Annotated in this window: 19 protein-coding genes; 7 read left to right on the forward strand and 12 right to left on the reverse strand. The window is 63.1% G+C overall.

Features of this window, described 5'->3' with window-relative positions; all coding sequences use genetic code 11:
- Nucleotide 1 precedes the first annotated feature (1 nt).
- The 3 genes from Q0X62_RS06675 to Q0X62_RS06685 are packed head-to-tail and all read left to right on the forward strand — an operon-like array spanning nucleotide 2 to nucleotide 2630.
- Entirely contained in the window at nucleotides 2–946 is a 945-nt protein-coding gene (locus Q0X62_RS06675) for a glycosyltransferase family 2 protein (RefSeq protein ID WP_297733055.1), read from the forward strand.
- Entirely contained in the window at nucleotides 946–1713 is a 768-nt protein-coding gene (locus Q0X62_RS06680; RefSeq protein WP_297733058.1) for a polysaccharide deacetylase family protein, read from the forward strand. The genes Q0X62_RS06675 and Q0X62_RS06680 overlap by 1 nt, the downstream gene beginning before the upstream one ends.
- Nucleotides 1710–2630 carry a glycosyltransferase family 2 protein gene (locus Q0X62_RS06685; protein ID WP_297733061.1) on the forward strand — a complete coding sequence of 307 codons (921 nt, stop codon included), beginning with the start codon at nucleotides 1710–1712 and terminating at the stop codon, nucleotides 2628–2630. The genes Q0X62_RS06680 and Q0X62_RS06685 overlap by 4 nt, the downstream gene beginning before the upstream one ends.
- A gap of 10 nt (nucleotides 2631–2640) precedes the next feature.
- Here Q0X62_RS06685 and Q0X62_RS06690 read toward each other — a convergent pair whose 3' ends face one another.
- From Q0X62_RS06690 to Q0X62_RS06700, 3 genes are all read right to left on the reverse strand, one after another.
- The gene (locus Q0X62_RS06690) at nucleotides 2641–3903 is read right to left on the reverse strand and encodes an O-antigen ligase family protein (RefSeq protein WP_297733064.1); all 1263 of its coding nucleotides are present in this window, start codon (nucleotides 3901–3903) and stop codon (nucleotides 2641–2643) included.
- On the reverse strand, nucleotides 3900–4535 hold the full coding sequence (locus tag Q0X62_RS06695) for a hypothetical protein (RefSeq protein ID WP_297733067.1): 636 nt from the start codon (nucleotides 4533–4535) through the stop codon (nucleotides 3900–3902). The genes Q0X62_RS06690 and Q0X62_RS06695 overlap by 4 nt, the downstream gene beginning before the upstream one ends.
- A 65-nt stretch (nucleotides 4536–4600) precedes the next feature.
- Nucleotides 4601–6130 carry a Wzz/FepE/Etk N-terminal domain-containing protein gene (locus Q0X62_RS06700; protein WP_297733070.1) on the reverse strand — a complete coding sequence of 510 codons (1530 nt, stop codon included), beginning with the start codon at nucleotides 6128–6130 and terminating at the stop codon, nucleotides 4601–4603.
- 88 nt (nucleotides 6131–6218) lie between these two features.
- Here Q0X62_RS06700 and Q0X62_RS06705 point away from each other — a divergent pair, with 88 nt between their 5' ends.
- A complete protein-coding gene (locus Q0X62_RS06705; protein ID WP_297733073.1) occupies nucleotides 6219–6956 on the forward strand; it encodes a polysaccharide biosynthesis/export family protein in 738 nt (245 codons plus the stop codon).
- 189 nt (nucleotides 6957–7145) lie between these two features.
- Here Q0X62_RS06705 and Q0X62_RS06710 read toward each other — a convergent pair whose 3' ends face one another.
- Together Q0X62_RS06710 and Q0X62_RS06715 are read right to left on the reverse strand one after the other, a co-directional pair.
- On the reverse strand, nucleotides 7146–7418 hold the full coding sequence (locus tag Q0X62_RS06710; protein WP_297733075.1) for a hypothetical protein: 273 nt from the start codon (nucleotides 7416–7418) through the stop codon (nucleotides 7146–7148).
- A gap of 162 nt (nucleotides 7419–7580) precedes the next feature.
- Entirely contained in the window at nucleotides 7581–9155 is a 1575-nt protein-coding gene (locus Q0X62_RS06715; protein WP_297733078.1) for a hypothetical protein, read from the reverse strand.
- 166 nt (nucleotides 9156–9321) lie between these two features.
- On the opposite strand from Q0X62_RS06715, the gene Q0X62_RS06720 reads away from it, so the two are divergent.
- From Q0X62_RS06720 to Q0X62_RS06730, 3 genes are all read left to right on the forward strand, one after another.
- Nucleotides 9322–10275, forward strand: a complete 954-nt coding sequence (locus tag Q0X62_RS06720) for a 2-oxoglutarate and iron-dependent oxygenase domain-containing protein (protein WP_297733081.1) — start codon at nucleotides 9322–9324, stop codon at nucleotides 10273–10275.
- Nucleotides 10276–10285: 10 nt separating this feature from the next.
- On the forward strand, nucleotides 10286–11380 hold the full coding sequence (locus Q0X62_RS06725) for an AraC family transcriptional regulator (RefSeq protein ID WP_297733084.1): 1095 nt from the start codon (nucleotides 10286–10288) through the stop codon (nucleotides 11378–11380).
- Between the two features lie 104 nt (nucleotides 11381–11484).
- Nucleotides 11485–12513 (forward strand): CPBP family intramembrane glutamic endopeptidase, encoded by a 1029-nt coding sequence (locus Q0X62_RS06730; protein WP_297733086.1) that lies wholly within the window; start codon nucleotides 11485–11487, stop codon nucleotides 12511–12513.
- Nucleotides 12514–12898: 385 nt separating this feature from the next.
- Here Q0X62_RS06730 and Q0X62_RS06735 read toward each other — a convergent pair whose 3' ends face one another.
- From Q0X62_RS06735 to gatC, 7 genes are all read right to left on the reverse strand, one after another.
- Nucleotides 12899–14296, reverse strand: a complete 1398-nt coding sequence (locus tag Q0X62_RS06735; protein ID WP_297733089.1) for a mechanosensitive ion channel domain-containing protein — start codon at nucleotides 14294–14296, stop codon at nucleotides 12899–12901.
- Nucleotides 14297–14514: 218 nt separating this feature from the next.
- Nucleotides 14515–17178 (reverse strand): hypothetical protein, encoded by a 2664-nt coding sequence (locus Q0X62_RS06740; protein ID WP_297733092.1) that lies wholly within the window; start codon nucleotides 17176–17178, stop codon nucleotides 14515–14517.
- A gap of 564 nt (nucleotides 17179–17742) precedes the next feature.
- Nucleotides 17743–19236 (reverse strand): Asp-tRNA(Asn)/Glu-tRNA(Gln) amidotransferase subunit GatB, encoded by a 1494-nt coding sequence (gene gatB, locus Q0X62_RS06745; RefSeq protein ID WP_297733094.1) that lies wholly within the window; start codon nucleotides 19234–19236, stop codon nucleotides 17743–17745.
- The gene (locus Q0X62_RS06750) at nucleotides 19229–19507 is read right to left on the reverse strand and encodes a hypothetical protein (RefSeq protein ID WP_297733096.1); all 279 of its coding nucleotides are present in this window, start codon (nucleotides 19505–19507) and stop codon (nucleotides 19229–19231) included. Before Q0X62_RS06750 ends, gatB begins: the two co-directional genes overlap by 8 nt.
- Nucleotides 19494–19775 (reverse strand): hypothetical protein, encoded by a 282-nt coding sequence (locus Q0X62_RS06755; protein ID WP_297733099.1) that lies wholly within the window; start codon nucleotides 19773–19775, stop codon nucleotides 19494–19496. The genes Q0X62_RS06750 and Q0X62_RS06755 overlap by 14 nt, the downstream gene beginning before the upstream one ends.
- Nucleotides 19775–21250, reverse strand: a complete 1476-nt coding sequence (gene gatA, locus Q0X62_RS06760; protein ID WP_297733102.1) for an Asp-tRNA(Asn)/Glu-tRNA(Gln) amidotransferase subunit GatA — start codon at nucleotides 21248–21250, stop codon at nucleotides 19775–19777. The genes Q0X62_RS06755 and gatA overlap by 1 nt, the downstream gene beginning before the upstream one ends.
- A 3-nt stretch (nucleotides 21251–21253) precedes the next feature.
- The gene (gene gatC / locus Q0X62_RS06765; protein WP_297733105.1) at nucleotides 21254–21541 is read right to left on the reverse strand and encodes an Asp-tRNA(Asn)/Glu-tRNA(Gln) amidotransferase subunit GatC; all 288 of its coding nucleotides are present in this window, start codon (nucleotides 21539–21541) and stop codon (nucleotides 21254–21256) included.
- Nucleotides 21542–21625: the final 84 nt, after the last annotated feature.

The raw sequence follows: 21625 nt of genomic DNA on the forward strand, positions 1-21625 counted from the left end.
TATGAATGCGATGACTGAAATCCCGATGCGTGAGCATGCGAATGCGGCCGGGCGCCTGGATCGCAATCCCGAGCTTTCCATCCTTATTCCCTTTTACAATGACGATCCGCGGCCGCTCATCAACGCGCTCGACCGGCTCGCCATGCGCGCGGACGATTTGGAAATCGTGCTCTATGATGACGGCGAGCCGGACCCGGCGCTCAACCAGGCGATATGCACCCATATCGACCGGCTCGACCTGCCCGTACGCGTATTGACCAGCGTTCGTAATCGGGGTCGAGCGGCGGGACGAAACCTGCTCGCCAGAAGAGCACAAGCGGACTGGCTGCTCTATCTCGACGCCGACATGATCCCGAGCGATGACGCCTTCCTTGATCGCTATCGTCAAGCGCTAGGCGATGGCCGCGCGGACGCCCTCTTCGGCGGCTATATCACCGCAGACGCGGACCGGCCGGAGCAGGTACTCCATGCTGCCCTGTCGCGGACCAGTGATCATCATGACGCCGCCGCGCGCAACGCAATCGGCGCGACGGCCTTTTGTTCATCCAATGTGCTGGTCCGTGCGACCGTGATGCGGGCCTGCCCCTTTGATGAAGGCTTCAGCGGCTGGGGCTGGGAGGATGTCGATTGGGCGGTGACCGCCGCTGACCAATTCCGCCTGGTTCACATCGACAACCCGGCCCGGCATGGCGGCTTGCACGCCACCGATGAATTGCTCGCAAAGTTCAAAACAGGTGCCGCCAATTTCCGTCGGCTACTGGATCGCCATCCGGAATTGTCCGCCCTGCCCGGCGCCCGCGCCGCCCGCGCTCTGAAAGCGATGCCCGGACAGCACTGGCTGCGCGGGCTGTGGTCCTGGCTCAGTCGCAACCCGGCCTTGCCACTACGGCTGCGCACGGTGGCGATCAAGCTTTGGCGCGCCAGCTGGACATCGGAGGTCTTGTAATGAACGCCCCCTACATCCCCTCATCCGGCCTTTTCGCCGGTCTCAATCGGCGCTGGGCACGCGTCGCCGCACGCAAGCCGCTGCAATTGCCGTCGGACCGCGCCATTGTCACCATCACATTCGACGACTTCCCCAAATCGGCGGCCACGACCGGTGCCGAAATACTCGAGCGTCATGGTTGGCGAGGCACCTATTATGCGTCGGGAGGCTATGCCGGCGGCGTCACGCATCACGGCGCGATGTTTGATTGCGGAGACTTGCAGCGCCTAGTCGCGGCTGGCCACGAAATCGCCTGCCACACCTACAGCCATCTCGACGCCAACCAGGTGGGTACCGGCGATTACCTCGCCGACATCGCTCGCAACGAACGCGCGCTCAAGGCCATGGGTCTGGAGACCGAGCTGGAAAGCTTCGCCTTCCCTTACGGCGAGGCAAGCCCCTCGACCAAGCGAGCCCTGTCCGAGCGATTCTCAAATCTGCGCGGCGTGCAAGCTGACATCAATCGCGGAGCGGCTGATCGCAACCTGCTGAAATCCGTACCGATCGACGGCGGCGAGTCGGGCATTGACCGCGCGGTCGAGGCCGCGGCAAGCCTGTCGCGCCACACCGGCTGGCTGATCTATTACGCTCATGATGTCCGGGAAGCGCCGACCGAGTGGGGTTGCACACCAGCCCAGCTGGAGCGCGTCTGCGCAGCCATCGCCAACAGCGGTGCCGAAGTCCTGACAATGTGCGAGGCGGTGCGCCAAATGGAGGCAACAGCATGAGCGTTTCCGTCATCCTGCCCACTTATCGCCGCCCGGACGGTCTCCGCAACGCGCTCTCCAGCCTGATGGCGCAGAGCCGCCAACCGGATGAGATCATCGTCGTCGACAATGACCCGGACGGCTCCGCGCGCAACGGCGTGGCCAATGCCAGCGCCGTCGCGCGTTGCACCGTTCACTACATCCATGAGCCCCGTGCCGGGGTCGCCAACGCCCGCAATGCCGGTTGGGCCGCAGCTACAGGACGGTTCATCGCCTTCCTCGATGATGACGAGATCGCGTCGGCGGGCTGGCTGGAAGCACTCATGGCGAGTGCCGAGACCCTCGGCGCAACGGTCGTTTTCGGCCCCCTGCGCGGTGAAGCACTGGATGCGCCAAATGGCATGCGTGGCGCGCTGGCGCTCCGTCTCTATTCACGACCGGGCGACAAGACTGACCACACACTCGATGCGCCGTTCGGCTGCGGCAATTCCCTCGTCGATCGCGACGCCTTCACCTTGCCGGATGCACCCTTCGATCCACGCATGAATATCAGCGGCGGCGAGGACGACCTTTTCTTTGCCGAGCTGGCCCGTCAGGGCGCCCGTTTTGGCTGGTCGGCCAAGGCCCACGCCATCGAGACCGTCGACGCCCGGCGGACAAGCTGGCGCTATCTGCTCGCGCGCAGCTTCGCCTTTGGTCAGGGCGCCACGCAATCAGCCGCCAATGCCCGCCCACGACGCTGGATCGGAATTGCGTTCTGGATGGGTGTGGGCCTGGGCCAGATGTTGGCCTTTGGTACCGTCGCGGGACTGACAAGCCTGGTCCATTCTCAAGCGGCGGCCCACTGGTTGGATCGTGCGGTTCAGGGCGCTGGAAAACTGTTCTGGATTGAAGCGTTCGAACCGCGCTTCTACGGCGAAGCGGCCCCGGCGGACTGAGCGTCCGACGTCACTTTGCGCGTCGGTCGGCCAATTTGGCGGCCGTCGCGACCAGCAAGACCCAGCCAATCGCGTTTTGCTGCAGGAGATTGGACTCCGAAATGCTGACCAGGCCGAGCATGGCCAGGAAGGTCAATGTCCAATAGGTCTCCGGCCCAGCGAACAGGCGCGACAAGGCGCGAATGAGCGCTCGTCCAAAGACCAGCGCCATCATCATCACGCCTGGAATTCCGATCGCCAGCGCTGTCTCGATCCAGCCATTATGCGCCGTTGGAACTGGCCAGTCCGTGCCCTGACGGACCCAGTAGACCGGTCCGGTCTCGTCCGCCCAAAAGGCCATATAGCCATAGCCGGTCCACGGAACTTCACCGACCTGGCGCGAGAGGATGCCCCAAATATCGGTCCGCCCCGTCAGCGTTGCGTCGCGGCCCAGGAGCTCAAGGAATTCCACCGGCGCAATGAGCAGGATGAGCGCCCCGGCAACACCGCCCGACAGGCCCAGAAACAGCATCAGGGAGGCAAACCCGAAACCGCGCCGGCATAGCGCGATCCCGATCGCACCGCCCGTTCCCAGGAGGAGTGCCAGCAAGGCTGTCTTTGACGTCGAAAGCAGAACCAGGGCGCAGCACAGCAAGGCACCACCCATCCATATCCAGCGCCGACGCGGATCCATGTGCAGCGCTGCAAAACAGGCCACGGCCCCCCAGGCCATCATGGCACCGAGCGTATTCTTCTCCCACCAGACGCCCTTCCACGCACCGGCATGGACTTCGTGATCGACGCCGAGGGACGGCATGCCGATCGCCATCAGAGTGGAGAGTATCGCCAGACCGATAAAGGTCGCGGCAGTCAGTTGAATGAGTGCCCGCCAGGACCAGCGCGCCGCCATCCAGAATCCGAACAGGGTCGTCATGACCAGAGCAAAGGACCGGCGTAGCGTGGTGTCCGGCGCAATCGACCAGATCACCGAAACCGCCGTCAAGAGCACCAGGGCCAGCAGCAACCAATTGCCGGTCAGGATGCGCATCATCGCGCCCGGTCGGGTCACGGCGAGTGCAAGCGTTATGGCGTAGACAGGCAGCCATATCAGGCGCAGCACAACCGAACTGTCCGGATCGGCCGGATCAGCGAAGAGTGGCCCGATCAGGCCCTGGGAAAACAGGAAAAGGCAGAGCAGGGTCAACCCGCCCTCAATCACGCCGGTAAAACGGAAGGCCGGAGCCTGGCGCCAGACGGCCAGGAAGGCAGGATCGTGGCTGGCAGCGAGGCTCATGCCGCGCTCCGAACGCCGCTCCGCATCCGGTTGAGAATGAGGCCGGCGACCACGCCGCCACGCGCTTCGATGGCCGCGCGCCGGGCCTGGATACCATCGACACGGCTGAGCCGGGAATCGGCGACGAGAATCACACCATCCGCATCCTCGACCAGCGAGAGCGGAGCCCGCGAACTCCCTGGCGCATCGATGACAGCCAGGTCAACGGAGCCTCGCACGGCAGCCCAATAGTCCGGCGCAGCACGAAGCGTGGCCTGCCGCACGGCGCCCGGACGGGCCTGCAACGCGGTGACAAAAAGATTGGGAACAGCCGACTGTCTCGCAATGATACGAGCCTTCTCGCCATCCTGCGTGCTCAGGGACCAGAAGGGCTCACGCCCGAAGCCGGCATCAAAGGCCTGCCCCTGAACGCGCGCCGCCTCAGCCTGGGCATTGGCGTTGAAATCGAGATCGTAAAGCCAGACGCCGCGTGTGGACCGCCGGGCCGCCAGACGCGCCAATTCGCGTGCCACGGTCGACGCCCCGGCGCCGCGGCTGGCCCCCATCACCATGAGGACACGCCCCTGCCCGCCCGGACGGGCGATTGGTTCAAGCTCGTCGATGAGCTGGGAAAGGTCCGCGGTGAGGTTCATGTGACGACAACGCCCTGAGCGATTCGGTTCGTCACAGAATGCGAGAAACGAGGTTAACGACGCGCTTACACAGAGCGGTCGGCGACATGCGCAAGGACGGGCAGACCGTCGAACGGATCATTGGCGGCCACCGGGTGGCCGGGAGCCGGCTGCGTCGCGACCGCTGACGCCGACGCGACGGGTCGCGGTCGCGGCAAGGCGACTGCGCGGACATAGGTCAGCCAGTAGCCGCGAAGCAGTCCGAGGAAAAGCGCGATACCGGCCGCGGCCACAAAGGCCCCGATCAGGCCCAGCTTCTTCATCGACTGCCCCTCCATCGGCGGCGAAGCGCGATCAATCAGGCGCACCGCATCGGCGGCGCCCAGGCTGGGTGAGCGACGTGCCGAGGCTGTCGCCTCCAGACCGGCAACCGCCGCGGCCGCTTCTTCTGCGGCGGTGACGTTTTGAGCCAGGCGCGTATATTCGGGCTCAAGCTGACGGAGACGGCTGATCAAGGCCCGGTTGGCGCGTGCCTGTTGCTCCAGCGCCGTGGCGAGCGAGGCCTGGGCCTCGGCGTTGGCCTCACGGGTGGCGAGCTCCGATTCCAGGGCCTGGCGAACCGGATTGGCTCCCGTGCGCCGTTGCCCTTCGCCTTCCGCGGCACCGGAGGCTATGAAGCTCTCGATTGCCGCGATTTCACGCTCTACGGCCTGGACTGCCGGCGCTGCCGGTTGATAGCGCGACAGCAGACTGGCGCGTTCGGCCCGCCGGTCCAGCAGGACACCTGACACGCCATTCTCCACATAAAGCTCGATACTTTCCGGGATTTGCGTCAGCCGTTCCCGCAGCGCCGACGCCCCGGCCAGTGCCATGTCACGTTCGCCACGGGCCTGGCTGATCCGCTCGGTCAGATTGCCGACCAGATTTTCCGCCGTGCCGCGCTCTGCTTCGAAATTGGCAATTTCATTGGCCAGAAGAAAGCTTTCCAGCTCGCCGCGGGCAGTGCGAACCGCCGTATCGGCCTGCTCTCGGCGGACTTCCAGGCCGGAAAAACCGGTCTCGAAGAGAACCTGCTCGCGATAGGCCAGATAGGCGTCGACAATCGTATTGAGGATCAGCGCCGAGCGTTCGGCCGAGCGCGACTTGAAACTGGCATTGATGGCCGAGGAATTGGGCTCGCGAGACAATTCGAAGCCGGCCCGCAATTCGCGCAGGGCAATTCCGTCCGCATTCAATCCGGCCGCCTCACCCAGCACGACATCCGCACCCAGTGTCTCCAGCGCCAGGCGGCGGACTGCATCCGAACTCAACAATTCGCTTTCCGACTGCATGACCTGATCGAGCATGAAAGCATCGCCAACACCGGCCGCTGTTGGCGTGGGATTCGAATCGAGCAGGACGAGAAGCCGTGTCTCGGCCGTATAGCTGGGCTGGAGAAGGATCAGGGACGCGGCCACGCCAACCGCGAAAATCACCGCAAAAATCAAGGCGATAAAGCCCTTCTGCGACCAGGCCAGAGCGATCACGTCGAACAGGTCGAGCTCCCGCCGGGGAGCGTCAACTGTCCCGACAGCTCCAGCCTGGGCGGAGCCTGTATCGTGATATGCGCGCGTCATGCGCCAATAAGAGCCTGCTCGCGCTTAAAAATTTGTTATCCATGCCGCGTGGAGAATGGGTCCGAACAGTCGATCGGAAAGATATTTCATGCGCGCGATCCGAACCGGCCTCTGCGCCGCCGCCCTGCTTGGCCTGCCGCTCGCCCTCGGCGCTTGCGCCGGCACGCCCTCTGCGCCCGCCACGTCAGAGTGGGGCGAGCCGCGCTTTGCCGCCTGGCAGGACACCGACCCAGCTTACCGCTTTTATCCGGGCGACAGCATTGATGTCACCGTTCACTCCGCCCCCGAACTCTCGCGCACGGCCGAGATCGGCCCGGATGGACGGGTCTCCCTGCCCCTTCTGGGCAATGTGATGGTTGCCGACAAGACCGATTACGAAATCGCCAACACGCTCGCCGACGCCTATGCACGGGATGTCCTGGTCTCACCGATCATCGAAGTGCGCCGCGCAGCGCTCGGTCCGCAGAACATCATCGTCGGCGGCGAGGTGAATAATCCCGGCCTGGTCGCCCTGACTGGCCCGGTGGGTGCGCTCGAGGCCATCCTGCTGGCCGGCGGTTTCCTGAATTCGGCCGCCCGCGGCGATGTCGTCGTCCTGCGGCGCCAGCCGGGCGGCGCGCTGATGATGCGCACGGTCAATCTGCACGATGCGCTGCGGGGACGGGAGGGCGCGGATGATATCCAGATCCGGCGCCACGACATCATCTTCGTGCCCCGCTCGACCGTGGCTGAGATCGGCGTTTTCGTGGACCAGTATGTCTCCGGCGTCCTGCCACTGGACCAGGCCTTCTCCTACGCCATCGCCGACGCGATCACGAATAACTGAGCTGCTTAGGGGACAGGTATAATTAACGCGGCTACGCGCGTTAATTATACCTGTCCCCGGATCAGCACCGTCATCACTCCGCCACCCAATCACAAACGCCGGCCATTCTTGCGGATCTGCGGGCGCGTGAGTATTGCGGCCGGCAGATGCCCCCATCCGCCGGCTGGCAATCGGTCGTGTCGGTAACGCCTAGTGGCGGGTCGACAGCCATTCGCGGGCCGCGCGCTGGGCGGCTGCGACGTCCATCGAGGACATCTGGTCGGAAATCTCGGCGCGATAATACTTGGCCGGTTCCGAACCCATCAGGGCTGCCAGATTGAACCATTTGTGCGCTTCGACATAGTCGATCTCGCCACCCTGGCCCGTTGAATACAAGATACCAAGCTTGCACAGATCCTCACCCGTCGGGTCGGCAAATGCGGCTTGATGCGCTTGGGCCGTTTCTACGTCCGTGAACGCCATGGGACTTCCCCTTACTTTACACTGGCGGGTCCTGTCGTTTTGACCTGTGACCCGCAACCACCATCCAGTCCGAATGCCTTCGAACAGATGTGATCCTGAGCAAAGAGAATTGCATTAAGGTTAAGCCGAATCAGAAAAATCGGCCTTAAGTATTTAAATCTATTAGATTTTCCTACCGAGTAGTAAACGCGACATCCACGCATCGGTAAGACTTGTCCGGCTGGCCCGGCGCAGATGTTCAGGCGTGGCAACCCGTATAAGCGTCAGCATCAGGACGAACGCGGCCGCCATCACCGAAAGCATCACACCACGCCTGACGTCCGAGTCCGCCTGCGGTTGATCCGGCACGGGCTGGAGCGCGTCATACGCCCCCTCACCCAGCCACTCCATGACGGCCAGCGTCGCCGGGCCCGCCAGTTCACCGATCCGCTGAAGGTCATCAAGGGCGGCCGGGCTGTCGGGATATTCCATCAAACGAATGGCCTCAAAGCTTGAGGTCGCGTCCCGCAGGTCCGCCACTCGCTGCAGCGCTGTTGCCAGATCCACCGCCTGATCCACCGTACGGGCGTCAGATCGGGCGGCCAAGCGTGGCGTCATCCGCGCTGGCGCTGCAAATGCAATATCGGGTCGCACACCGGCGAGGTCGACCGCATCTCGTACAGCCGATTCAGGGACGACCTGTGGCGCGATATCGGCCAGCCAAGCCTCCAAGCGCGCATTGAGACGCCCGGCACGACGCGCCGCGGTGAGGATTTCAGCGCCGGAGATCATGGATCGACCCCGCGCCGGCAATTCAACCAGACCGGACTCAATCGCGGCAAGTGCGAGGGCCAGGTCATCCGCTGCCGCGGGCGGAATGATCGGACTGTCACAACCGGCCATGTCGACCCGGGCCTCGGCACAAAGCTGCATGATCAAATGCCGCACACCGCCATAGAGGCGCGTTGGTCCCGGCGTTTCACCGACCAGACCGGGCACGGATCGCATCTCGAACTGCCCCCGGTGGTCGCCGCGGAAAAACCCCTCGGCGCTTTCGCGGGCCACAGCCCAGGCAAACTGACGCTCGTCTCGTCGACGATTGAGCGCGTCAGGCGCGAAAACCAGAGATGGCGGCTCCAGGCCCCGCGCTCGCCCCCGCGCGACCGCCCCGCGCCACGCCTCGTCAAGACGTTGACGGCGCTGCCAGTCAGGGCTGGCCCGCAACTCGGCATCCACAGCGCGCGGACCAGCGGCACCTGCCATTGCATCCAGCGCCAGCCGGTCGCGCCCGATCAGGTCCGGTCCCAATGCAGCCCAACTGTAAAATCGATCCATATCGGCCCGTCGGCGCTGGTCGCCACGGATTGCCGCTTCAAGACGCGCAATCCAAAGCTCCCGAGCATCCCGCCCGGGTGGAACGGCACGTCGCACCTGCTCGACCAATCGCGCCGCCTCGCTCGGCACAGGCTCGACATGGGCCTGCAATCCCCCGGTCTGGTCCAGCCATTTGACGGCGAACCAGCCGGCCAAGGCGAGCGCGACAATCAGACAGAGCGGCTGAAACCCCTTGAATACTGTGCGCCAGGCCAGCCAGGCGAGCAGACCCGGCGCCGGCGCCTCCCAGGGCGACAGGGTTTCCGCACGCCAGCGCTCGACCCGCTCACGCCGTATGGCCTCGCGCCGGGTCAAGCCGGCCCGCTGCCAGGCGTCAGCGCCCGGGATCGATTTCGTTTCGCCAGCATCGACGGTGTCCGTCATGATGCCCCCCTATTCCCGCTGCCAGTTAGGCCCGGCCAGGATCACCACGCAAGTCCATGCGCGTGAGGCGCGAACGACGCGAGTGCGGCCAGCCGCCACACACATGAGGTGTTGGCACGCCCGGCACCACGGCTTATTGGCTAGGCAGCGCCGACAGGAGCCCGCCATGCCGTCCGATATCCTTTCCCGTTTTCCGCCCGTCTCGATGACGCTCGCGCGGACCGACAAGGCCCGCTTTGCCGCCGAGATCGGCAAGAGTTTTCGCGAGTTCGGCTTTGCGGCGATCTCGGACCATGGTCTCGATGACGCGCTGATCAAGGCGGCCTATGACAAGGCGGCGGAATTCTTCGCCCTGCCCGAAACGACAAAGATGCAATATCTCGTCGAGGGTGGCGGCGGCGCGCGCGGCTATACCCCGTTTGGCAAGGAGATCGCCAAGAATGCCAAGCATGTCGACCTGAAGGAGTTCTGGCATGTCGGGCGCGACCTGCCGGCCGGCCACAAGTATGAGGCCGACATGGCGCCCAATCTTGTACCCGAGGAAATCGCAGGCTGGCGTGAGACCGTGCACGGCCTCTATGACGCCTTCGACGCCCTCGGCGTTCAGGTCCTGCGGGCCATCGCGATCGATCTGGGTCTGGAAGAAACCTATTTCGATGATGCGGTGAAGGACGGCAATTCGGTGATGCGCCTTCTGCACTATCCGCCAGTGACCGGTGATCCGGGCGGATCGATCCGCGCCGAAGCGCATGGCGACATCAATACCATCACGCTCCTGCTGGGCGCCGAAGAGCCCGGCCTCCAGGTCAGGACGCGCAGCGGCGAGTGGATCGACATGAACCCGCCGCCCGGCTGCCTGGTCGTGAATATGGGCGACATGCTGGCCCGCTCGACCAATGATGTCCTGCCCTCGACCCAGCATCGGGTGATCAATCCGGCCGGCGCTCGCACCGGTTTCTCGCGTTACTCCCTGCCCTTCTTCCTGCACTATCGGCCCGATTACATGATCGAGACCCTGCCGGGCTGTGCCGGGCCGGACAATCCGGACAAATACCCCGAGCCGATGCGCGCCAATGATTTCCTCAATCAGCGCCTTCGCGAGATCGGCTTGTTGAAATAGGATCACGCTCGTGATCCTGGCGCTTTCCATTACCGGGGCGAGTCTGAGCCTCTTCCTGCTGTGCTTCCTCGCGAGCAAGCGCAAGCGGGTCCTGGGCGATCGCTGGCTGGGCGCCTGGCTGGTTTTGCACGGGATCTATTTTCTCGCGCTGACCGGCTCACAAAGTCTGGACGGCACCGGTCTGCTGGCGGCCACCCTCATCGCCCAGACGATGTCCGTCCTGTTCGCGCCGGCCCAATACCTCCAGGTTGCCGAGGCGACCCACCAGACCGGGGCTGGGCCCTATCGGGCGGCGGCACTCACAGTGGCCTGTGCGGCGATCCTGCTCTCCGGCGTGCTGACGCTCTCGCCGCGCTTCGTGAACGGAGCGATCGCCATTGATATCAGCCAGGCCTGGCTGATGCTTTTGCCGCCACTGGCCATGCTGGCCTCCTTCTATTTCCCCGTTTCGGCCCTGCAACGCCTGCAACGCTTCCGGCGTGCGGCGAAAACCCGACTGTCCAATCTGGAAAGTGCCGGACTTGGATGGATCCGGATCTGGATCTGGAGCACGGTCGGCATGCTGGTGATCCAGCTCGCCGTGTTCGCGCTGTCGATTCTGACGCCCCTGCCGATCCCGCTTCATGTCGCCACCCTTCTCGCCGCCCAGTGCCTGCAGATCAGCTGGGCCGGGTACCACGGCCTGCGCGCGGAAGGTGTCTTCCATCTCGACCCGCTGCGCAGCGACGAGACGCGTCTGATGGACCGCCGTGACCTGGAGGCCGCACGGGCCGATTTCGGCCAGCTTCGCGCCCTCCTGGCCGACGGGCAGCCCCATCTCGACCCCAATCTGACCAGCAGCCAATTGGTCGACCAGATCGGCTGGAGCCCGGAACGCCTGCACCGCGCCATTCGATCGGGCGGCGCCACCAGCTTTCACGACCTGGTCAATGAAGCCCGGCTGGACACGCTCGCGATGCTGATCCGTGATCCGGTCAACAGCCGCGTCTCCCTGCTGGGCCTCGCCCATGATGCCGGATTCGGGTCCAAATCAGGCTTCTATGCCGTCTTCAAGACGCTCCGCACGGGCTCGCCCGCCGCCTGGCGACGAGAACTAACTCACTGAAAAACCACAAATCCGGCGTCCATATGAAGGCTCTGAATCGCTCTGGACGACAGCGCCGACACTTTGCCGCACAGCCCGTCCATCACTCAATGATGGATGGCCTCATGACCGACCTTTCCTTCCAACCCAACCCGTCCCGCCGCAATTGGCGACATGCCCTCTCCGCGCCGCTGGAGATTGCCCTGGTAATGGGCGCGAGCCTGGCCGCCGCGCTCTGGATCACGCCCCAGATCAGTCCCGGCCTCGCCGACGCTCTGGGCCTGACGGGGTCACCGCGCGATCTGATGGCAGGCGCCTGGGCCCTTACCCAGCAATTCGGCGTCCAGTATGGCGTGCTTGCCGGCCTCGCCCTCGTCTTCGCCCTGCTGCGGGGACGGCGCTCGGCCCCGGCCTATGCCCTCGCCACACCGACGCCCAAAATCACCCACCCGGTCCGCTACGGCCTGTTGCTGGGTCTGTTGATCTCGATCATCCCGTCGACTGTTTTCATCCTTCAGGACATCGCTCCCATAGGCGCGGACACGCCGATCTGGGCCGCACTGCGGGATGCGCCCTGGGATCTCGACTTCTGGATCTTCATGGCGGTCGGAAGCTTCGCGCTTGTTCCGCTGCTCGAAGAACTGGGCTGGCGCAGCTATGTGTTGGGCCGCTTCCTGGAAGGCGCGGCGCCCGGTGCGGCTCTGGTCGCAACAACAGCGCTCTTTGCCCTGCTACACGTCCAGTACCTGCAAGCCGATGCCGCCATGATGGCCACCTTCATCGGACTCGTCGTCGGCAGCGTCGGCCTGGGCTTCGCCACCTTGCGCGCCGGCACGATCTGGCCCGCCGTGATCGCCCACATCATGATCAATTTTCCACTCACAACCGAGGGCCACGCCATTCGGATCGGGCTAGCGGTGATCGCCCTGATTGTCTGGCGCAAGCCGATAGGCTCGGAGCTGGTCGGTCTCGTGCGGGTACTGTGGCGCACCAGCACGCTGCTCGCCCTCCCGCTCGTGATGGCGGTGGCCGCCCCGGCCCTTGCAATGATGATCTGGCCGTCGGGCCTGCCTGTGATCGCCGCGACCCTGGCCGGACTGGCCCTCGGCGGCGGGCTGATCCGGCGGTCGGCCTGGGCGCGCCCGAAATCCTGACACCGTGACAGAAAAAGGGGTGCGATCCCCATGCCCGCACCCCTCAAGTCTGAGAACGCCATCCGAAGATCGGTCTGTGCCCCGCCTTCGTTGCGGCCCGATGACTATCCAAAGGTTGTATTACCGATTTCCTAAGCCATTGGCGCTGTAAACGGATTGTAATCCAACAGGAATGCATGCGCGCGATACACGTGTAAGTGGGCACGGGCCCGGCTATAGACCACATCAATGACGGAACAGAAATTATCGATTTTACCAATTGTCGGTAACGCCACATGCTTGTCACGTGGAAGCCAACGCGTTCGGACCTGACCGCGTTGGCCGATACACCAGCAACTCGATGGCCGCGTGGCATCTGCCTCGCGGCCTTCTTTTTTGCCCGTAGCTAGGACGGCTCGGCCTTGGCCTTGTCCTTGGCCCCGATCGCGCCCCCTGCCTTCTTCGCATTCGCCGGCATGTCGCGGACATGGATGTCGATCTGCGGATAGGGGAATTCGATCTCGTTCTCGTGAAAGCTCTTCCAGATCGCGATATAGACGTCGCTGCGCACATTGGAGAGCCCGTTCTCGGGATCACAGATCCAGAAGCGCAGATCGAAATTGACTGAGCTGTCGCCATACTCGACGAGATTGCAGACCGGGTCCTTGTCCGACACGACTCGATCCACGGTCTTGGCCGCCTCGACGGCGAGCTGCTGCACGCGCTCAAGATCCAGCGTGTCATACGAGACACCGAAGGGCGCATGCTGGCGCACCACCCGGTCGGACTTGGACCAGTTGATCACGCCATTGGCGATGAAATGCTCGTTGGGAATGAGGTGCTCAGTGCCGTCGCGCGTGCGCATGGAGACATAGCGCGACTGCATGCCGGTCACCCAGCCGAACTGGCCATCCACTTCCAGTGCGTCACCAGGCTTGATCGACTTGTCGGCCAGCAGGGTGAAACCGGCGGCAAAATTTGCCACCGTCTTTTGCAGGCCCAGGCCGACACCGATACCCACCGCACCGGAGAAGATCGCCAGGGTCGCCAGGTTGAAGCCAGTGAGCTGCAGGGCCACGAGCAAGGCAACGACCGGCAGGACGAAGCCCAGGATTTTCGCGATCAGGGCGCGCAAGGCGGGCGAGATTTCCTCGGTCCGCTCGAGCTGCGCATTGACGGTGCGCCCGGCCAGTGAGGCCAGCCAGAACAAGACCCCAAAATAGAGCAGGGTGCGCAGGACATCGAAGAGGGAGAGGTCGACGGGCTCGCCCTCATCGGTCTCGCCCAGCGGAATGGCCAGGGCCTGCAATTGCATGACAACATCATCGAGCAGGCCGAACACGTCCAGCGCCGCAACAGGCCAGGCCACATAGAAAGCCACCTTCGACCAGAAGCGCGAGCGGATGATCAGGGTGACAGCGCGAATGACCAGCCAGGCGGTCATCAGGCTCATGGCGGCGTCGATCAGGCCAAAGGGGCGATCCAGCGCGCCCAGGACGATCCGGATCGTGGCCAGCACGCCAACCAGGGCGAGCGGCGTCGCCAGCGATATGGCTGCCGTCAAGAGACGTCGCGCCAGACCGGTCTTGATCCGCCCGTTGGTCAGCCCTTCGACGACATGGCGCAGGCGCGGCCCGAAGATGAGCGCGGGAATGAAAGCGGCCAGGACCAGGCCGAGCTGCAGAGCGACATCGATATTGAGCAGGCTGGCCACCAGCCAGTCCCAGGCGTCGCGCACCCGACCTTCCAGAACCTCCATCGGCAGAAGTTCATCCAGCGCGCTATCGTCCTGAGGTGTGGTCATGCCATCGCTCTCCCCTGAGTTTCAGAGGGATAGCATTGATGAGGGGATGTGAGCCAGAGGTTTGCCGGTTCTGGCCATCCCAGTCAGCCCAAACGTCTCTCTCCGACGCATGCAGCGGCGGCGGGTGGGGTGGAAACCCTGACCTGGGCGTCGCGGCAAGTGCACCAAGGACGGCCCGCGCCGAGCGAGACCGTCCTTCGAGTGCAATTGCGAGCGACCTAGGGCTGATCGAACCCTGTCCCGGTCACAAACCCATTGCGGGTCAGGAGCCGGCGGGCCTGTGCCCCGGCATGATTGACACTCTCATCATGAACCAGCGTGAAGCTGACATCACCATTCGCTCGGGCGAAATCATCAATGCCAAGTGCCGCAGCCAAATCAGCACTCGAGAAGGTCGCTGTCCAGGTCCCGTTGTGGCTTTGCGACAGGTCGGCCGTCGAGATCAATGCACTTGAGGTTCCAGCCGTTCCGAGCCCCCGGCTCACATCCACACGAATACCCTCGCCAGCCAGTGTGCCGAGTGCACTCGCAATCCCGGTAATGCGGAAATTCGACGGCGTGCCACCGGCAACGCGCAAACTTGTCCACGGGAAGCTACCGGCCACTGCCGTCTCGTCGAGACCATTGTCAATTTCGATCGGGGCAACATCCGCAGCAGCGAGATCGTCCGGCTCGAAGCCCGCATCACCGGTCAAATCGAGCGCGACAGTCGGTGTCTGCGCGGTCACGAAACTTGCTGGATCGCCATCGTCGGTAATCGTGACCAAGCCCTTTGCCGCACCGTCGAAAGCCTCGACCGCGGCTCCATTTACATTGCATGTGAACACAGCTGCAGGCGCCGTGGAGACAGCCGGCAGACACGCCACGCCATCAAGCTCGACCGCCGCCGCATCCAGACCGGACGCGCCGGCCGGGAAGCTGATGATCACATCAGCGCTCGCCACGACATCGCCGGCGCTATCGACCGAGTTGGCGCCGCCGCCGATTGATGCCTCGAGCACATTGCCGTTCAGACTGCGCGAAATGCGAGCAATAACACCCGAGCCCTGCAGCCCGTCACCCACCGCGTCGAACTGGGCAACCGGCGGTGCGGCTGCATCATCAAAATCAACAGCAAACGACAACAGCGGTTCGAAATTGAGCAACTCTATTTGCTCTTCATCGCCGGCATAATTACCCGTATCGGCAGTCGGCGTGAAACGCACATCGACGCTCACCGCATCACCGTTAGAGATCACCTCAATCGGCAGGGTGATGGTTGCATTGTTCGCGGAAGACCCCGAGCACTGGTTGACCGTACCGATACTGCGATAAATCACGGAATCGCCTAGCGCACCGCCACCATTTGAGATCTGGAAATCGCAATCATCATCCGACGCATCCGGAGCGCTATTCACCACTGTCGAAAAGCGGGCATTGTTGACAGTGATTTCCAGCTCAACGACGCCGCCCGCCCCCATCTGAACAAACTGGTCTGACAGACCGAAGTCCAGGACCAGATCACCCGACAGGCTTCCCGTCGCTTCCGACGCGAGTGTTTGACCGGTAAACGCACTCGAATCATCGATTGAAACCAGTTCCACAGGCCCTGGAGGCGCGAGTGAGAAACGCTGAGCTCGCACGGCGCCAAGGTTTGTGTCGGGCGCAGTCTGGCTGAAATCAAACCACGCGACGAGAACCGTCCCATCAACAAGTTCGACGAGATCGGGCAAGTTTTGAACATTGGCAGTGGTTGTGTTGACAAGAAATTCGTCGCCGACGGGGTCACCCACCGCATCAAATCGCTGCGCTCGAACAGCAGCATCGGATGTGTCAGCACCGGTTGCGCTCGAGTCAGCCCACGCGATCATGAAGCCACCATCAGTCAAGCTTGCGACACTGGGCGTGTTCTGTGCGGCTGTCGTGGTCGTGTTGACCAGAAATTCGCCGCCAGCGGCCACTCCGGCGGCGTCATACCGCTGCGCCCGGATTGCCTGCGCCGACGTGTCACCGCCGGTCGCGCTTGAGTCAGCCCACGTCACTACGAAACCGCCGCCGTCCAGCGCGGCAACGCTTTGCCTCCATTGCTGATCAGCAGTTGTCGTATTGACGGTGAATTCGCCGCCCAGCGCGGCCCCGCTTGCATCGAAACGTTGCGCGCGGACGGATTGCAAGTCCGTATCCGGCGCCGCTTGGCTGTTGTCACTCCATGTCACAACAAAGTCACTACCAGGCAGTGCCGCGACTTCGGGTTGAGATTGGAATGATGACGTTGTGGTGTTGACCTGAAACTCCACGCCGGCTGCAACTCCGACAGAATTGTAAAGACGCGCGCGAATGGCGGTCCCGGACACATCGGTTCCGGCGCCGCTTCCATCGGTCCAGGAAATGACAAACCCGCCATTCTCGAGCGCAGCGACATCCGGCTCGTATTGCGACCCGGTGGTAAAGGTGTTCACCACGAATTCGGCACCAACCGTCGCGCCTGCGGCATCGTAAAGCTGCGCCCGAACAGCTTTGCCGCTCGTATCCGGTGCTGTCCCGCTCTGGTCGTCCCAGACGATCACAAAACCGCCACCCGCAAGAACCGCCACAGAGGGGTTTTCCTGTGTTCCGGTAGTAACAGAATTGACAAGGAAGCTTCCGCCCGCTGGCGCACCCGCTGCATCAAAAAGCTGAGCACGGATTGCCGAGAAACTGGTGTCCGGCGCCGTCTGGCTATAATCGAACCATACGGCTACGAAGCTGCCATCATCGAAGCTGGCTATGCTCGGCGAACCTTGAGTGCCGTTCGTCGGCGTATTGATGACGAACTCCACACCATCCGTGGTCGGTGTCTGAGCGTCAGTCGGCATGCAAAACACCGTTGCGGCCAAGATGCCGCCAAACAATTTCATTCTCATGCCCACACTCCAGGTCGCGTCCATGTCATTGCCCAATCTGACCTTGGCGCACTGACCCACGAACCGTCACCGAGTGGTGAAAGGCATTCCAAGTCAACGCGATACGCCCATGCAGAAAGGGCCAGATGTCTGGCAAGAAAAGTGCACCCACGTCGGACCCGGTTACAATCACCCAAAAGGGTGGCTTGAACTCAAAAACTCACAGAAAGTTCTCTTGGCTGGCGATCTGACCGGGCGGATTGGCGATTCAACCACGCGGCGACCGTGCCGGGCTGGTCTACACACAGGTCATCGGGGCGCTCGCGCCGGGTCGCCCTGCGTCTTGTATCGAAGATTGCCCCGCCCGACCGGCGCTTCGAGCGCCAGCCCGTCATCTCAACACCTGATTATGTACGCAGGGGCTTATCGTTCCGACTGGGCCCACGGATGAATACCAATGCAGCGACAGGCCAATTTGAAATCGAACTCTGACGCCATGACTGTTCGTCCGCGACAAGCGATCGGCTGATTACCACGCCGAGACGCGGTCGTCCGACTCCGGCCCAGCGACACGTCCAGCCCACCCTACCCCAGCAGCTTCTTCCGCAGAATCTCGTTCACCGCTTTCGGGTTGGCCTTGCCTTGCATGGCTTTCATCACCTGGCCGACGAACCAGCCCATGGTCTTGGGCTTGTCCTTGACCTGGGCGGCCTGGTCGGGATTGTCGGCGATGAGCTGGTCGATGACGGCTTCGATGGCGCCGGTATCGGTGACCTGTTTGAGGCCCTTATCCTCGACAATCTTGGCCGGGTCGCCGCCTTCACTCCACAGTATCTCGAACACATCCTTGGCGATCTTCCCGGAGATGGTGTCGTCGGAAATCAGGGCGATCAGACCCCCCAGCTGTTCGGCCGAGACCGGGCTTTCGGTGATGTCCAGCCCTTCCTTGTTGAGGCGGCCATAGAGCTCGTTATTGACCCAGGAGGAGGCCAGCTTGGCGTCCCGGCCCTCGGCCACAATCTCGAAATAATCGGCCCGGTCCTTGTCGGCGGACAGGACAGCGGCATCATAATCCGACAGGCCCAGCTCGGACACCAGGCGTACACGCTTCTGGTCCGGCAGTTCGGGCAGGTTTGACTTGATCTCGTCGACCCAGGTCTGCTGCAGCTCGAGCGGCAGCAGGTCGGGATCAGGAAAATAGCGGTAATCATGCGCTTCTTCCTTGGAGCGCATGGAGCGCGTCACGCCGGTATTGGCGTCGAACAGGCGGGTTTCCTGATCGATCTTGCCGCCATCCTCGATGATGTCGATCTGGCGCTGGGCTTCGTACTCGATGGCCTGCCGGATGAAACGCAGCGAGTTCACATTCTTGATCTCGCAACGCGTGCCCAGGTGCGAGAAATCGCCGGTCTCGCGGAATTTCTCATAGGCGCCCGGCTTGCACACCGAGACGTTCACATCGGCGCGCAGCTGGCCCTTTTCCATGTCGCCGCCGCAGGTGCCCAGATAGCGCAATATGGTGCGCAGCTTGGCAACATAGGCCGAGGCCTCTTCGGGCGAGCGGATATGCGGACGCGAGACGATTTCCATCAGCGCCACGCCGGAACGGTTGAGATCGACATAGGTCGAGTTGGGGTCAAGGTCGTGGATCGACTTGCCGGCATCCTGTTCCAGGTGCAGGCGCTCGATCCCCACGGTGAAGCGCGAGCCGTCATCGCGCTCGCACTCGATTTCGCCTTCGCCGACGATCGGGAATTGGAACTGGCTGATCTGATAGCCCTGCGGCAGATCGGGATAGAAATAGTTCTTGCGGTCAAAGCGAGACCAGAGATTGATCTGGGCATTGAGGCCGAGCCCCGTCCGCACGGCCTGCTCGACGACGCGTTCATTGATCACTGGCAGCATGCCGGGCATGGCCGCATCGACCAGGGAGACCTGCGTATTAGGCGCCGCGCCGAAGGCCGTCGCCGCGCCGGAGAACAGCTTGGCATTGGAGACCACCTGGGCATGGATCTCCAGCCCCATGACAACTTCCCAATCGCCGGTCGCGCCCGGCAGGATATAGCTGTGATCACTCATCTCGATCTTCCTCGTCGTCATCCCAACCGGGACGCTCGTCTTCCGGCGTGTTCATCGCCGCAACCAGGACCCGTCCCGCCATGGCGACGGTCAGGCCGAAAAACAAAAAACCAATCCCGGGCACCACGAAGAGCACGGTCCAGAGATTGCGCGGCTCAAGTTCGACAATGCCGCGAAACACCACGACCGCGGCCAGCACGAAGAGCGCACCGAGCAGAAAACTCGGGCGCGCCAGCTTCATGGCGGGGTGCGCAGGCTCAGTCTTTGCCATTCGACGTGCCCACAAAACTCTTCACCACTGCGATCATCGCTGCCAGACCGAAGCCGGCCAGCATCAGCCCCAGGGCCAGCTGGACGACAAAACCGATGGCCGGAAACTCACCCGATCCGAAAGCCTGCCCCACCATCACACCGCCGGAATAAACCGTCGGCAGGCCGAAGGCGAGACCGAGCACGGCCATCATGATCATGAAGCCGCGATCCGGCCTTTTGGGCGCGCCGGGCTTGGGCCCGTCAGGCTGGGTGTCCGGGGTGCTCATCAGGCCCACCAATTCTCCGGCTTGGCGACGAAGCCGGCCGAATCCTCAATGGCGGCGCCGACCTTGAACATGGTTTCCTCGTCCAGCGCCGGGGTGATGATCTGCAGCCCCAGCGGCAAGCCGTCCTTGTCGACACCGGCCGGGACCGACATGGCCGGCAGGCCGGCCAGGTTGGCGGTGACGGTGAAGACGTCATTGAGATACATGGCGATCGGATCGTCCGACTTGGAACCCAGCTCGAACGCCGCCGATGGCGCCGACGGGGTCAGCACGGCATCGACCTTTTCAAAAGCCTCGTGGAAATCCTGCAGGATGCGCGTGCGCACTTTCTGGGCGCGCAGGTAGTAGGCGTCGTAATAGCCGGCCGAGAGCACATAGGTGCCGATCATGATCCGGCGCTGGACCTCATGGCCGAAACCGGCGCCACGCGTGTTTTCATAGGTCGCATTGAGGTTTGTCCCCTCGACGCGATTGCCGTAGCGCATACCGTCATAGCGAGCCAGGTTGGACGAAGCCTCGGCCGGCGCGACGATGTAATAGGCCGGCAAGGCGTATTTGGTGTGCGGCAGGGAGATGTCGACGATCTCGCAGCCCGCCGCCTTGAGCCAGTCAATGCCCTTTTGCCAGACCTCGTCGATCTCGCCCGGCATGCCATCCACCCGGTATTCCTTGGGCACGCCGATGCGCAAACCTTTCACCGACCCACCCACGGCGGCGACAAAGTCCGGCACGTCATTGGGCAAGGAGGTCGAGTCCTTGGGATCATGACCGGACATGGCCTGCAGCATTAGCGCCGAGTCCTTCACCGTCTTGGCGAAAGGACCCGGATGATCAAGCGAAGAGGCAAAGGCCACCGTGCCCCAGCGCGAGGTGCGGCCATAGGTGGCTTTCACCCCGACCGTGCCCGTAAAAGAGGCCGGCTGGCGGATCGATCCGCCGGTATCGGTGCCCGTCGAGCCAAAGCACAGATCAGCCGCCACAGCGGCCGCAGACCCACCCGAGGAGCCGCCCGGTGTCAGCATCTCGCCGTTCGGGCCCTTCCAGGGATTATTGACCGGGCCGGTGTTCGAGGTCTCGTTCGACGAGCCCATGGCAAACTCGTCCATCGAGGTCTTGCACAGGAAGACGCCGCCATTTTCCCAGAGCTTGGCCGTGACAGAGCTTTCGTAAGTCGGCTTGAAGCCCTTGAGAATGTTCGAGGAGGCCGCTGTCGGCACGCCTTCAACCGCGAACAAATCCTTGATCGCCAGCGGTGCGCCCTCGATGAGACCGCCCTCGCCGCGTGCGAGTTTCTCATCCGAGGCCTTCGCCATGGCCAGCGTCTTGTCAGCATCGAAAGCCGTGAAGGCATTCAGCTTGGGCTGCGCCGCTTCGCACAGGGCCAGGCCTTCCGTCGCCAGTTCGACAGCCGAGACCTCACGCGCCTTCAGCTTGGCGGTGATGTCGGACAGGGTGAGTTTGAAAAGCTCGCTCATGACCTACTCCACCGACTTGGGCACGACGAAGAAGCCTTCATCGGACTTCGGGGCATTCGCCAGGACCTTGTCGCGGCAATTGCCGTCGGTGACTGCGTCTTCGCGCTGCGGCAGCGGGAATTTCACGGGCGTGGTCATCGCTTCAACGCCCTCCACATCCACTTCATTGAGCTGTTCGATCCAGTTCAAAATGCCATTGAGCTCGCCGACCAGCGTGTCGATACGATCGGTCGGTTCGGCGATGCGGGCGAGGCGCGCAATGCGGCGCACATCATCAGCGGTGACGGACATGGGGAAATCACTCCGGATAGTCGAAGCCGCTTGAGTAGCAATCGCCTTTCGCAGGTGCAAGAAAGCTTGACGGTCGCGCGTGTA

This window comes from uncultured Maricaulis sp. (assembly GCF_947259345.1).
GTDB lineage: Bacteria > Pseudomonadota > Alphaproteobacteria > Caulobacterales > Maricaulaceae > Maricaulis.